The sequence below is a fragment of the Crassaminicella indica genome (genome assembly GCF_019203185.1).
GTDB lineage: Bacteria > Bacillota > Clostridia > Peptostreptococcales > Thermotaleaceae > Crassaminicella > Crassaminicella indica.
Genome location: NZ_CP078093.1, coordinates 1,216,308 through 1,229,695, shown reverse-complemented (window position 1 = coordinate 1,229,695; position 13,388 = coordinate 1,216,308). Strand labels below are relative to the sequence as shown.

The window sequence follows — 13,388 nt, the reverse complement described above, 5'->3', positions numbered from 1 at the left end:
CTAAAATTTCCAATCTCCTTTGTCAATAAATGTTTTGTACAATATCATATTTTGGTATATAATAATTCTAAGTATGTATTTTACAGAGGAGTGTTGAAATGAATATACCTGAATTAAAAATAGGAGATTTAATCGCCAAAGTACCTATCGTACAAGGTGGTATGGGTGTGGGTATCTCCTTATCAAACTTAGCTTCGGCTGTGGCAAACTGTGGTGGCATAGGTGTGATTTCTGGCGTTGAACCAGGCTTCAATCTAGCTCATTATCACAGGAATAAATTTCAAGCCAACATAGATGGTCTAACTTATCATATTAGAAAAGCAAAGGAGCTTGCTCCTAAAGGAATTATTGGAGTAAATATTATGACAGCTCTTTCTAACTTTGAAGATATGGTAAAAGTAGCTGTAAAAGAAAAAGTAGATATTATTTTTTCTGGTGCTGGTATGCCAATGAAATTACCAGAGCTAGCAAAAGATTCTCTTACAAAAATAGCCCCTATTGTTTCTTCTGGAAAGGTAGCAAGGTTGATTTGCAAGCAGTGGGATAGAAAACATAATTATTTACCTGATGCAATTGTAGTAGAAGGTACTGAAGCTGGAGGACATTTAGGTTTCTCTGTTGAACAGCTTGAGGATAAAGAGAATTTTTCTCTTAAAAAAATTGTTCAGGAAGTATTAGAAGCCATTAAGCCTTTCGAAGAAAAATACGCTCGGAAAATTCCTATCATCGCAGGTGGTGGGCTTCATGATTCAAAGGATATTGCTGAAATATTATCATCTGGTGCTTCAGGCATACAAATGGCTACAAGATTTGTTGCCACTCACGAATGTGATGCTTCAGATGCATTCAAACAAGCTTATATTGATGCAAAAGAAGAAGATATTATGATTATTAAAAGCCCTGTAGGTATGCCCGGACGTGCTATTAGAAATGATTTCATAAAAAAGGTTTATGAACAAGGTAAACCTAAAGGCATCAAATGTATAAACTGCTTAAAGCCATGCAATCCAAAAGAAACATTATACTGCATTGCTGATGCACTTATTCAAGCACAAAAGGGAAACTTTGAAAAAGGCTTTGCCTTCGCAGGAGCAAAGGTTTATAAAATTGAAAAAATCACATCTGTAAAAGAAGTGATTAATGAACTTATGGAAGGATTAAAGAATCTTTAGAGGAGCTTAAACTCCTCTATTTTTATTGAATCTCTTTTGACCACTTTCGTTTAATAATGTTATCTTTATTTCCTTTGGAATTTGAAGTATAAAAATTGCTGATAAAATAAGTACTCCTCCAAGCATCATAGGAAGGGTCAATACCTCTCCTAGAATAAAAAATCCTGTTATACAAGCTACTACAGGCTCAAAGGTGCTTATAATTACTGATGTACTAGAGCCTATTAACTGAACTCCTTTACAAAATGCAATAGTAGGAAATACTGTACAAAATAATGCTTGAATAAAAATATACATCCAGCCTTTTGATGTGCTTGGCAGGAAAATATTATTATTTAGCATTCCTTGTATAAAATACACAGCAGCACATGAAAATGCTACATATCCAGCTACAACAACAGAATTCATCGCCTTTGTCCTCTTTTCACTTAACCCTAATGCATAAAAAGAATAACAAAGGGCAGACAATAAACTAAAAATAACTCCAATTAAATTTATGTGTATATTGTCACTCCAAACTACTAAAACCATCCCTATTCCTGAAACTATCAATGCTAAAAGCTTTCTGATATCCTTTTCTTCTTTCAATACAACCATTTCATAACCTGCAATCATTGCTGGATGGGTAAATAATATAATAGTAGCAAGAGATCCTGAAATATATGTATACGCACTACATATAAAGAAACTAGTTCCTAAAAAACCTACAGCTCCAAGTAGCAATAAATAAAGAAAATGTGATAAACTAGTTTTATAATGCATATTCTTTGAAAAAATATATCCCCATGTAATAATAGCTGCGATAAAAAATCTAAAAAATAGTATACTAGAAACATTCAAGCCTTCTTCAAAGGATAGTTTTGTTATTACTGGTATACTTCCATAAGCAAATGTAGATAGTATTACTAATAATGTTCCTTTTAGCCAATTATTTTTCATTTAGGTCACTCTCTTTCTTGAACTTATTACCAAAGAGATTATATCATAAATATATATATTTAAATCAATTTTATTTTAGGATAAACAAATAAGCTAAATTTGCGTATAATAATAGTGTAGTTATATTTGGGTGGAGAGAACGGTGAATGACATGTATATAAAATATAAATATAAATTATGGATCTGTATTGCTCTAATCCTTGTCCTTTTTACCATTGTCGGAAATGCTCTAACTATTCAAGAACAAGGATTTTTTAAATTTACAACCCTTAACCACAATATCTTAAATGATCTATTTTCAAAGCAAGGCTTCACTATAGTAGTAGAAAAGCTCAAAGGCTATATCGGTACTGTATTTTCTATATATACCATATTTATTGCTATCATTATATTTATGGAAAATAAGAATCCTTCAAAGACTATTGCATGGCTTCTCGTACTTGTATTGATTCCTATTGCTGGTTTTATCTTCTATTTATTGATGGGACAAAATGTACGCAAAAAAAAGATTTTCAAAAATAAAAAAACTAGAGACTTTCCTTATTTCGAGCAGGTAGCTCATATTCAAAGAGACGCTATAAAGGATAAGGAATTATTTAAAAATAACGAAAGCTTTGTAAAAAAAAGGCTTATTAGTTTAATATTAAACAATTCTAAAGCCCCATTTACTATAAATAACCGATTAAAAGTCTTAACTAATGGTGATGAAACCTTTACAGCCATTATAAAAGCATTAAAATTGGCAAAGCATCATATTCACTTAGAATATTTTATTATAAAAAATGACCATATTGGCAAGCTCATAAAAAAAATTCTTATGGAAAAAGCAAGAGCAGGGGTAGAGGTAAGAGTAATTTATGATAGTGTAGGAAGCTGGAGATTAGGCAAAGGTTATTTGCGTGAAATGAGAGATGCAGGCGTTCATATATATGGTTTTTCTCCTGTAGCTTTTCCTGTTCTTAGCAGAAAACTAAATTATAGAAATCATAGAAAAATCATCGTCATCGATGGTCAAATAGGCTTCTTAGGAGGACTTAATATTGGAGATGAATATCTAGGAAAAGATCCTAATTTAGGTTTTTGGAGAGATAGTCATTTAAAGGTTGAAGGAGAAGCTGTTTATGGTCTTCAAAATATTTTCTTGATGGATTGGCTATTCACCGCAAAGGAAGAAATTGATTTTGATAAAAATTATTTTCCAAAGCTTCATTATTATGGAGAACAGTTGATACAAATTGCTGCGAGTGGCCCTGATTCTGATTGGGAATCTATTATGCAAGCTTATTTTTCTATTATATCATCTGCTGAAGATCGAATATGGATTAATACACCTTATTTCGTCCCAGGAGAAAGTATCATGATGGCTTTAAAAACCGCCGCATTAAGCGGAGTAGATGTAAGAATTATTTTACCGAGCAAACCAGATCATAAAACTGTTTTTTGGGCCTCCATGTCTAATATAGAAGAATTACTAGAAGCAGGTGTAAGAATTTATCAATATACAAAAGGATTTATTCATGCAAAAATAATGCTTGTAGATGGTGTTGCTGCATCTATTGGTACAGCAAACTTTGATATAAGAAGCTTTCAAATAAACTTTGAAGTAAATGCTTTTATCTATGATGAAAAAATCGTTTCAGGAATGGAAAAAAACTTCTTGATAGATATCAGCGACAGCATAGAATTAAATTTAGAAGAATTTTTAAAAAGACCTATGATCAACAAAATAAAAGAATCGGCAGCAAGATTATTTTCCCCATTATTATAAAAAAGTAGGAAGCACAATTATGCACTTCCTACTTTTTATTAGCTGCCTTTGCACGCATTTCTTTATTTAATATTTTCTTTCTTAAACGAATATTTTCAGGCGTTACCTCCACTAATTCATCTTCAGCAATAAACTCTAAAGCTTTCTCTAAAGACATATCTACAGGAGGAACAAGCTTCATTGCATCATCAGCGCCTGAAGCTCTCATATTAGTAAGCTGCTTACGTTTACAGACATTTACAACAATATCTCCACTTCTTGAATTTTCTCCTACAATCATTCCTTCATATACTTCCGTTCCAGGTCCTATAAATAAATTTCCCCTATCTTGTGCATTATATAATCCATAGGTTATAGCTGTACCTGTTTCAAATGCTACTAAAGAACCCTTTGTTCTAGTTGGAATTTCACCTTTATAAGGTTCGTATCCTGCAAATACATGATTGAGTATACCATTTCCACGTGTATCTGTCATAAATTGAGAACGATAGCCTATGAGTCCTCTTGCAGGTATATGAAACTCTAATTTTACAACTCCGCTCCCATTAGAAATCATATTGGTCATTTCACCTTTTCTTTGTCCTAATGTTTCAATAACCGTTCCCATATATTCTTCTGGTACTTCGATTACTACATGCTCCATAGGCTCACATAAAACGCCATCTACTTCTTTTAGAATTACCTCAGGTCTAGACACAGATAGCTCATATCCTTCTCTTCTCATATTTTCAATCAAAATAGAAAGATGTAGTTCTCCTCTTCCTGAAACTTTAAAAGCATCTGGAGAATCTGTCTCTTCAACTCTTAATGCAACATTTGATAAAAGTTCTCTTTCAAGTCTATCCTTCAAATGTCTACTTGTTATAAAGCTCCCCTCTCTCCCTGCAAAAGGACTATTATTTACAATAAAATTCATTGCAAGGGTAGGCTCGTCAATCTTTACAAAAGGTAGTGGTTCGATTTTATCTGTGGAACAAATAGTTTCCCCAATATTTATATCATCATTTCCAGATAAAGCAACAATTTCTCCAAACTCTGCTTCATTGACTTCTTCCTTTTTTAATCCACTAAAAGTATATAGCTTACTTACTCTAAAGTTTTGAAGTGTACCATCTGCACTACATAACACAACTTCTTGATTCTTTTTGATAGTACCTCTAGTAATTTTTCCAATACCAATTCTACCTACATATTTATCATAATCAATAGAAGAAATCCTAAGCTGAAGTCCATCATCTATTTCCCCTTTTGGGGCTGGTACTTCTTTTAAAATCATATTAAACAGAGGAAGCATATCTTCATTAGTATCTGACAACTCATATTTTGCAATTCCTGATTTTGCAGAAGCATAAATTACAGGGAAATCTAATTGTTCATCATCTGCATCCAACTCAATAAATAAATCCAATACCTCATCTAAAACTTCCTCCACTCTTGCTTCAGGCCTGTCAATTTTATTAACAACAACAATAGGTTTTAATCCTGCATCTAAAGCCTTTCTTAATACAAATTTTGTTTGAGGCATAGGTCCTTCGAAAGCATCTACTAACAATAAAACACCTTCAACCATCTGCATGATTCTTTCTACTTCGCCACCAAAATCAGCATGTCCAGGGGTATCTACTATATTTATTTTTACACCTTCATAAATAATAGATGTATTCTTTGAAAGAATAGTGATCCCTCTCTCTCTTTCTAAATCATTAGAATCCATTACTCTTTCTTCTACCTGCTCATTACTACGAAAAGTCCCACTTTGCTTTAACATTTCATCTACTAAAGTTGTCTTACCGTGGTCAACATGGGCAATAATGGCAATATTTCTTATGTTTGTTTGAATCATGGAAAACTTCCTTTCAAATAAATTAATAATATATCATTATAGCAAAAAAGTATATTTGCTGTAAAATCATTAAAAAAGATACCTATCTTCTTGACAGGTATCTTTCATACATTGGCGGAGAAGGCGGGATTCGAACCCGCGCACCGGTTACCCGGCCTAACGGTTTAGCAAACCGTCCTCTTCAGCCTACTTGAGTACTTCTCCTTATAACAAGATGGTGCGGGTGGAGGGACTTGAACCCCCACGCACAAGGCGCTAGATCCTAAGTCTAGTGCGTCTGCCAATTCCGCCACACCCGCATACCAAATAAACTATATTATTCAACAAATATTAAATTATGGTGGGCGCAATAGGGATCGAACCTATGACCCCCTGCTTGTAAGGCAGGTGCTCTCCCAGCTGAGCTATGCGCCCAAATATAACCAGCGGCGACCTACTCTCCCAAGGCGTCTCCGCCTAAGTACCATCAGCGCTGAAGGGCTTAACTTCTGTGTTCGGTATGGGAACAGGTGTGACCCCTTCGCTATTGCCACTGGATTATTATATTATACCCTCAAAACTAAACAATGCATATTTTGGTCAAGCCCTCGACCTATTAGTATCGGTCAGCTAAAGACATTACTGCCCTTACACCTCCGACCTATCAACCAGATCGTCTTTCTGGGGTCTTACTGGATTAACTCCATGGGAAATCTTATCTTAAGGGGGGCTTCGCGCTTAGATGCCTTCAGCGCTTATCCCTTCCGTACATAGCTACTCAGCTGTGCCACTGGCGTGACAACTGATGCACCAGAGGTACGTCCATCCCGGTCCTCTCGTACTAAGGACAGCTCCTCTCAAATTTCCTACGCCCACAGCGGATAGGGACCGAACTGTCTCACGACGTTCTGAACCCAGCTCGCGTGCCTCTTTAATGGGCGAACAGCCCAACCCTTGGGACCTACTTCAGCCCCAGGATGAGACGAGCCGACATCGAGGTGCCAAACCTCCCCGTCGATGTGGACTCTTGGGGGAGATAAGCCTGTTATCCCCGGGGTAGCTTTTATCCGTTGAGCGATGGCCCTTCCACTCGGAACCACCGGATCACTAAGCCCGACTTTCGTCCTTGCTCGACCTGTGTGTCTCGCAATCAAGCTCCCTTCTGCCTTTGCACTCTTCGCGCGATTTCCGACCGCGCTGAGGGAACCTTTGGGCGCCTCCGTTACTCTTTAGGAGGCGACCGCCCCAGTCAAACTGCCCACCTGACAGTGTCCCAAAGCTGGATTCACAGCTTATGGTTAGAACTTCAGTATTACAAGAGTGGTATCCCAACGTCGACTCCACACACACTGGCGTGCATGCTTCTCAGTCTCCCACCTATCCTGTACATGTAATACCAAAATCCAGTGTCAGGCTACAGTAAAGCTCCACGGGGTCTTTCCGTCCTGCTGCGGGTAACCGGCATCTTCACCGGTACTACAATTTCACCGAGTCTATTGTTGAGACAGTGCCCAAATCGTTACGCCTTTCGTGCGGGTCGGAACTTACCCGACAAGGAATTTCGCTACCTTAGGACCGTTATAGTTACGGCCGCCGTTTACTGGGGCTTAAGTTCTGTGCTTCACTTTCGTTAACACTTCCCCTTAACCTTCCAGCACCGGGCAGGCGTCAGCCCCTATACATCGTCTTTCGACTTAGCAGAGACCTGTGTTTTTGCTAAACAGTCGCTTGGGCCTATTCTCTGCGGCCACCTCGGGCTTGCACCCTAACGTGGCACCCCTTCTCCCGAAGTTACGGGGTCATTTTGCCGAGTTCCTTAACAATAGTTCTCTCGCTCGCCTTAGGATTCTCTCCTCACCTACCTGTGTCGGTTTGCGGTACGGGCACCTACAATCTCGCTAGAGGCTTTTCTTGACAGTGTGGAATCAGTAAGTTCGCTACTTGTTTTTCGCTCCCCATCACGTCTCAGAATTATCGAAACGGATTTGCCTATCTCGACTTCCTAAACGCTTGGACGCACACAACCAACGGTGCGCTTAACCTATCCTCCTGTGTCACCCCATTGCTCAAACGATTTTCGGTGGTACAGGAATTTCAACCTGTTGTCCATCGCCTACGACTTTCGTCCTCGGCTTAGGTCCCGACTAACCCTGAGTGGACGAACCTTCCTCAGGAAACCTTAGGTTTTCGGCGGGCAGGATTCTCACCTGCCTCTCGCTACTCATGCCAACATTCTCTCTTGTATACAGTCCACTGCTCCTTACGGTACAGCTTCAACCCGTATACAATGCTCCCCTACCCATCCCAAAGGGATGCCGTAGCTTCGGTGACAGGTTTGAGCCCCGGTAATTTTCGGCGCAGGATCACTCGACTAGTGAGCTATTACGCACTCTTTGAATGAATGGCTGCTTCTAAGCCAACATCCTAGTTGTCTATGCAATCCCACATCCTTTTCCACTTAACCTGTACTTAGGGACCTTAGCTGACGGTCTGGGCTGTTTCCCTCTCGACTATGAATCTTATCACACATAGTCTGACTCCTAAAATTATGATTACGGCATTCGGAGTTTGATAGTCTTCGGTAACCGGTGAGGGCCCCTAGGACATTCAGTGCTCTACCTCCGTATCACAACTTTTAAGGCTAGCCCTAAAGCTATTTCGGGGAGAACCAGCTATCTCCGAGTTCGATTGGAATTTCTCCGCTATCCACAAGTCATCCCAGCCTTTTTCAACAGACATGGGTTCGGTCCTCCACGAAATTTTACTTCCGCTTCAACCTGCTCATGGATAGGTCACCCGGTTTCGGGTCTACGGCATACAACTAAAATCGCCCTATTCAGACTCGCTTTCGCTGCGGCTCCGTAGCATAACTACTTAACCTTGCTGCATACCGTAACTCGTTGGCCCGTTCTACAAAAAGTACGCGGTCGTTCATAAAAAGAACTTCCACTGCTTGTAAACATAGGGTTTCAGGTTCTATTTCACTCCCCTCCCGGGGTTCTTTTCACCTTTCCCTCACGGTACTATGCGCTATCGGTCACCAGGTAGTATTTAGCCTTGGGGGGTGGTCCCCCCTGCTTCCCACAAGGTTTCACGTGTCTCGTGGTACTCTGGAGTATACTCGAAAGTCTTCTTGTTTCGCCTACAGGACTATTACCTTCTACGGTGAGCCTTTCCAGACTTCTTCGACTACAATACCTCTTTCTTAATGAGTATATCCACAACCCCTAAAGAAAATTCTTTAGGTTTGGGCTAGTCCCCTTTCGCTCGCCGCTACTTAGGGAATCGAGTTTTCTTTCTCTTCCTCAGGGTACTTAGATGTTTCAGTTCCCCTGGTATGCCTACCATTACCTATGGATTCAGTAATGGTTACTTAAGTATTACCTTAAGTAGGTTTCCCCATTCGGAAATCCCCGGATCAACGCTTGCTTGCAGCTACCCGAGGCTTATCGCAGCTTACCACGTCCTTCATCGGCTCCTGGTGCCAAGGCATCCGCCCTATGCTCTTTATAGCTTGACCAGTAAAAATTGTATTTTATATGCATTGTTCAGTTTTCAAAGTACATGTGGTGGAGACGAGGGGGATCGAACCCCTGACCCCCTGCGTGCAAGGCAGGTGCTCTCCCAGCTGAGCTACGTCCCCATAATTAACTTTTGAAGGTTTGATCCTTCAAAACTATACAGTATAAGTTAAGCCTTTCTCCTTAGAAAGGAGGTGATCCAGCCGCACCTTCCGATACGGCTACCTTGTTACGACTTCACCCCAGTTATTGATTTCACCTTCGGCAGCTTCCTCCATAAGGTTAGATAGCTGACTTCGGGTGCCCCCAACTCCCGTGGTGTGACGGGCGGTGTGTACAAGACCCGGGAACGCATTCACCGCGGCATTCTGATCCACGATTACTAGCAACTCCAGCTTCATGTGGGCGAGTTGCAGCCCACAATCCGAACTGAGACTGGCTTTTAGGATTTGCTCCAGATTACTCCTTCGCTTCCCGTTGTACCAGCCATTGTAGCACGTGTGTAGCCCAGAACATAAGGGGCATGATGATTTGACGTCATCCCCACCTTCCTCCGAGTTATCCCCGGCAGTCTCTCTAGAGTGCCCATCCGAAATGCTGGCAACTAAAGACAAGGGTTGCGCTCGTTGCGGGACTTAACCCAACATCTCACGACACGAGCTGACGACAACCATGCACCACCTGTCTCTCTGTCCCCGGAGGGATTTCACCGATTAAGGTTAATGCAGAGGATGTCAAGTCCTGGTAAGGTTCTTCGCGTTGCTTCGAATTAAACCACATGCTCCGCTGCTTGTGCGGGTCCCCGTCAATTCCTTTGAGTTTCAGTCTTGCGACCGTACTCCCCAGGCGGAGTGCTTAATGCGTTAGCTGCGGCACCGAAGGGATGAACCTCCGACACCTAGCACTCATCGTTTACGGCGTGGACTACCAGGGTATCTAATCCTGTTCGCTCCCCACGCTTTCGTGCCTCAGCGTCAGTTACAGTCCAGAGAGTCGCCTTCGCCACTGGTGTTCCTCCTAATATCTACGCATTTCACCGCTACACTAGGAATTCCACTCTCCTCTCCTGCACTCAAGCCAATAAGTTTCCAAGGCTTACTACGGTTGAGCCGTAGCCTTTCACCCCAGACTTTATCGGCCGCCTACGCACCCTTTACGCCCAGTGATTCCGGATAACGCTCGCCCCCTACGTATTACCGCGGCTGCTGGCACGTAGTTAGCCGGGGCTTCCTCCTAAGGTACCGTCAGTTTTCTTCCCTTAGGACAGAGTTTTACGACCCGAAGGCCTTCATCACTCACGCGGCGTTGCTGCATCAGGCTTTCGCCCATTGTGCAATATTCCCCACTGCTGCCTCCCGTAGGAGTCTGGACCGTGTCTCAGTTCCAGTGTGGCCGATCACCCTCTCAGGTCGGCTACTGATCGTTGCCTTGGTGAGCCGTTACCTCACCAACTAGCTAATCAGACGCGGGCCCATCCTATACCGCTAAAGCTTTGACTCATGTACCATGCGGTACTAGAGCTTTATCAGGTATTAATCCCGGTTTCCCGAGGCTATCCCTGTGTATAGGGCAGGTTGCCCACGCGTTACTCACCCGTCCGCCGCTTTCCACTAATCAAATCTCCCGAAGGATCATTGACAGCTTCTCGCTCGACTTGCATGTGTTAGGCACGCCGCCAGCGTTCATCCTGAGCCAGGATCAAACTCTCAAATAAAAGAATTCGAATTGAACGTTTCTCGTTTATAACGAGTATCTGGCTTAATTTCTTACACTGTATAGTTTTCAAAGATCAAACTTTTTCAAACCAACTCTTTCGAGCTGACTTTTATATCTTATAGCATTTCCATTCATCTGTCAAGTGCTTTTTATTTTTCTCTTTTATTCCTCGCACGTGACAAAATATACTATACCATGTTTCTGACTGCTTGTCAATATTTTTTAAAAAACTTTTTTGCATTTTTTAAAGAACAGTAAACACTATAACACATATTGCACATAACATCAATGTAAATTATTTCATGATTACTCTTCTCTATCAATGGGTTCATAAGGATCTTCTTCATAATCAAATTCATATTTTTTCATAGTTGATTTATTTGTGAAAATTTTTTTTCTTTGCATAGCTTTCAATCGATCATAAGCATCCTCTTCATAATCAAAGTCTCTTTTGTAAAAATCTCCTTTATATCTTTTCATTTTTATCATCTCCCAAAATTATCACAGGCTACTGCTTGCCATTTCATTTTTTTAATATTTCACTATCATTATAGCAAATTTTTTCATTATATGATTATCATGTTTTAGTGAATTGAAAAATCATTTGTTTAATTAGCCAAATTATTCCTAAGATTCAGGTGTCTGATTTTGTTATTTATATCCAATCAATTTATGATTTCTTGTAAAGCAGTATTATTATTGGAAATTTATTGAAAACAAAATGTTTTTATGTTACTTTTATAAGTAAGTATTAATAGGAGTTGAGGGGTATTTTGAGCGTAGAAGGGTTAAAGTATTTAATATTTCCAGCCTTGTTTTTTAATTATATATTTATCAAAAGAATAGATGATAAAAAATAAAATTTAGTTGACCTAAAAGATATCATCCTCAATACTGTTTGAATTATTGAAAGAGGTGAGTTTTATGAATAAAGGATATATTCATGTCTATACTGGAAATGGAAAAGGAAAAACCACAGCAGCATTAGGTTTAACAATAAGGGCATTAGGTGCAGGAAAAAAGGTTTTTGTTGCTCAATTTGTAAAGTCTATGGAGTATAATGAATTAAAAATATTAAAAAAACTAGAAAATGTTGATGTAGCTCTCTATGGACACGGCTGCTTTATTACAAAAGAACCAGCTAAAGAAGATATACTAGCTGCACAGGAAGGTTTAAAAAAGGTAAAAGATATTTTGAAAAGCAAAAAATATGATGTAGTGATTTTAGATGAAATTACTATTGCTGTATTTTTCAAACTCCTTTCTACTCAAGATGTATTATCTCTATTGGAATATAAGCCTGATCCTACAGAATTAGTGATTACGGGAAGATATTGTCCTGAGGAGATTATAAAAAAAGCTGATTTAGTAACAGAAATGAGAGAAATCAAACACTACTATACACAAGGTGTTTTAAGTCGAGAAGGTATTGATAAATAATACAATTAGTTATATCATAAGCACATTCCAATTATTAACATATTTTAAGCTTCAATATTTTATTATAGATAAACAACATCAACATAAAAAAGAAATATATAAAGATAAGTGAATGACTTCGATAACTTTTGTAAAAAAACTTACTGAAATTTCATAAAAAATACGTTAAGAACCTTCATTGTTTGAATGTAGTGAGTGAAGTTGTTTATCTATAAAATTTATATTATATACATCAATATTTTTACTTTCTAACCTTGAAAATTTGGAAATGCCCTTCGATTTTTTCTTTAATTTCTTCTAATGTTTCTGCATCATATGGATGCAGTTGATTTTTTCCCTCTAATACCGTTTCTCCATCTCTAAAGTTTTGTATAGAATATCTTTTACTTCCCTTTAAATATTCTGCTATTTCTAATATATCTTCTTTAGTCAATAATTCTTTACATACAGTTGTTCTAAATTCATAATCTATATTCGAATTTTTAATAATATCAATACTTCTCTCTATATCTTTTATATTCACCTTTGTTTTAGTAACGTATTCATATTTATGAAGGGGTGCTTTTACATCCATAGCTACATAATCTATTAGCCCTTCTTCAAGTAATTGCTTTAACATTTTAGGGTTAGTGCCATTAGTATCTAATTTTACCAATAATCCTTCTTTTTTTATTTTCTTTATTAATGCATATGTTTCTTCATAAAGCGTTGGTTCGCCTCCAGAAATACATACAGCATCTATAAACTTCTTTCTTTTATTTAAAAAAGAAAAGATTTCTTCTTCACTAATGGTTCTACCTTCTCCTTTTATAATATGGCTGTTGTGACAATACGAACAGCGAAAATTACAGCCCTCTACAAAATAAACTGTACAGATTTGATCAGGATAATCAATAAAAGAAGTTTTTTCATGCCCTACAATATTCACATTCAACACCTCTTTGATTATTAATATATTCATGAATTTAGGCAAGGTTTTAACCCTTGCCTTTAAAATTCATCTATTTTCT

The 13,388-nt window shown here is 38.7% G+C and carries 7 protein-coding genes, 4 tRNA genes and 3 rRNA genes; 3 read left to right on the top strand and 11 right to left on the bottom strand.

Annotation, left to right across the window (positions count from 1 at the left end; all coding sequences use genetic code 11):
* Window positions 1–98 precede the first annotated feature (98 nt).
* Entirely contained in the window at window positions 99–1,172 is a 1,074-nt protein-coding gene (locus KVH43_RS05815; RefSeq protein WP_218283892.1) for an NAD(P)H-dependent flavin oxidoreductase, read from the top strand.
* Between the two features lie 6 nt (window positions 1,173–1,178).
* Here the strand turns inward: KVH43_RS05815 and KVH43_RS05810 are convergent, their stop codons facing one another.
* The gene (locus tag KVH43_RS05810) at window positions 1,179–2,111 is read right to left on the bottom strand and encodes a DMT family transporter (protein ID WP_218283891.1); all 933 of its coding nucleotides are present in this window, start codon (window positions 2,109–2,111) and stop codon (window positions 1,179–1,181) included.
* Between the two features lie 151 nt (window positions 2,112–2,262).
* Here KVH43_RS05810 and cls point away from each other — a divergent pair, with 151 nt between their 5' ends.
* Entirely contained in the window at window positions 2,263–3,879 is a 1,617-nt protein-coding gene (gene cls, locus KVH43_RS05805) for a cardiolipin synthase (protein ID WP_218284089.1), read from the top strand.
* Between the two features lie 28 nt (window positions 3,880–3,907).
* Here the strand turns inward: cls and typA are convergent, their stop codons facing one another.
* The 9 genes from typA to KVH43_RS05760 form a co-directional block, all read right to left on the bottom strand.
* Window positions 3,908–5,722, bottom strand: a complete 1,815-nt coding sequence (gene typA, locus KVH43_RS05800; protein WP_218283890.1) for a translational GTPase TypA — start codon at window positions 5,720–5,722, stop codon at window positions 3,908–3,910.
* Window positions 5,723–5,834: 112 nt separating this feature from the next.
* Window positions 5,835–5,926, bottom strand: a tRNA-Ser gene (locus KVH43_RS05795).
* 11 nt (window positions 5,927–5,937) lie between these two features.
* Window positions 5,938–6,021: transfer RNA gene (locus KVH43_RS05790), tRNA-Leu, on the bottom strand.
* A 39-nt stretch (window positions 6,022–6,060) separates the two neighbouring features.
* Window positions 6,061–6,136, bottom strand: a tRNA-Val gene (locus KVH43_RS05785).
* Window positions 6,137–6,142: 6 nt separating this feature from the next.
* Window positions 6,143–6,259 (bottom strand): 5S ribosomal RNA (gene rrf, locus KVH43_RS05780).
* Between the two features lie 38 nt (window positions 6,260–6,297).
* Window positions 6,298–9,221: ribosomal RNA gene (locus KVH43_RS05775) — 23S ribosomal RNA — on the bottom strand.
* Window positions 9,222–9,268: 47 nt separating this feature from the next.
* Window positions 9,269–9,344, bottom strand: a tRNA-Ala gene (locus tag KVH43_RS05770).
* 65 nt (window positions 9,345–9,409) lie between these two features.
* Window positions 9,410–10,936: ribosomal RNA gene (locus KVH43_RS05765) — 16S ribosomal RNA — on the bottom strand.
* Together the 16S, 23S and 5S rRNA genes with 4 tRNA genes alongside form the textbook arrangement of a ribosomal RNA operon.
* Before the next feature lie 308 nt (window positions 10,937–11,244).
* Complete coding sequence (locus tag KVH43_RS05760; protein WP_218283889.1) at window positions 11,245–11,418, bottom strand: hypothetical protein; 174 nt, start codon at window positions 11,416–11,418, stop codon at window positions 11,245–11,247.
* A 444-nt stretch (window positions 11,419–11,862) separates the two neighbouring features.
* Here KVH43_RS05760 and cobO point away from each other — a divergent pair, with 444 nt between their 5' ends.
* Window positions 11,863–12,378 (top strand): cob(I)yrinic acid a,c-diamide adenosyltransferase, encoded by a 516-nt coding sequence (gene cobO / locus KVH43_RS05755; RefSeq protein WP_218283888.1) that lies wholly within the window; start codon window positions 11,863–11,865, stop codon window positions 12,376–12,378.
* A 241-nt stretch (window positions 12,379–12,619) separates the two neighbouring features.
* Here the strand turns inward: cobO and KVH43_RS05750 are convergent, their stop codons facing one another.
* Window positions 12,620–13,306, bottom strand: coding sequence for an anaerobic ribonucleoside-triphosphate reductase activating protein (locus tag KVH43_RS05750; RefSeq protein WP_218283887.1), 687 nt, complete (start codon window positions 13,304–13,306; stop codon window positions 12,620–12,622).
* Between the last annotated feature and the right edge of the window lie 82 nt (window positions 13,307–13,388).

Coding starts and splice junctions, on each gene's coding strand:
- typA (WP_218283890.1), bottom strand. CDS start 5,722: ATGATTCAAACAAACATAAGAAATATTGCCATTATTGCCCATGTTGAC.
- cobO (WP_218283888.1), top strand. CDS start 11,863: ATGAATAAAGGATATATTCATGTCTATACTGGAAATGGAAAAGGAAAA.
- KVH43_RS05815 (WP_218283892.1), top strand. CDS start 99: ATGAATATACCTGAATTAAAAATAGGAGATTTAATCGCCAAAGTACCT.
- KVH43_RS05760 (WP_218283889.1), bottom strand. CDS start 11,418: ATGAAAAGATATAAAGGAGATTTTTACAAAAGAGACTTTGATTATGAA.
- cls (WP_218284089.1), top strand. CDS start 2,263: ATGTATATAAAATATAAATATAAATTATGGATCTGTATTGCTCTAATC.
- KVH43_RS05810 (WP_218283891.1), bottom strand. CDS start 2,111: ATGAAAAATAATTGGCTAAAAGGAACATTATTAGTAATACTATCTACA.